This window comes from Salmonella sp. SAL4457 (assembly GCF_046548235.1).
In the GTDB taxonomy this organism is placed as follows: Bacteria; Pseudomonadota; Gammaproteobacteria; order Enterobacterales; family Enterobacteriaceae; genus Salmonella; species Salmonella enterica.
Genome location: NZ_JBGDZO010001484.1, coordinates 1 through 230 on the forward strand (window position 1 = coordinate 1; position 230 = coordinate 230).

Consider the following 230-nt stretch of genomic DNA (forward strand, 5'->3'; position numbering starts at 1 on the left):
ACTCGACGAAAAGACCGCCGTGCAGGCCCAGGCGCAGGCGCAGCGCAACAAGCTGTCGCTGGTGACGCACCTGGTGCAGAGCAAGCTGGTAAGCGGCCTGGCCCTGGCCGAATTGTCCGCCGAGCAGTTCGGCATCGCCTATTGCGACCTGAATAGCCTGGACAAGGAAAGCTTTCCGCGGGACGCCATCAGCGAAAAGCTGGTCCGCCAACACCGGGTCATCCCTCTGT

Annotated in this window: 1 protein-coding gene; it reads left to right on the forward strand. The window is 63.0% G+C overall.

Annotation, left to right across the window (positions count from 1 at the left end):
* The coding region (locus ACLJNW_RS29125) for a hypothetical protein (RefSeq protein ID WP_410962157.1) at positions 1 to 230 on the forward strand (230 nt) is incomplete at both ends.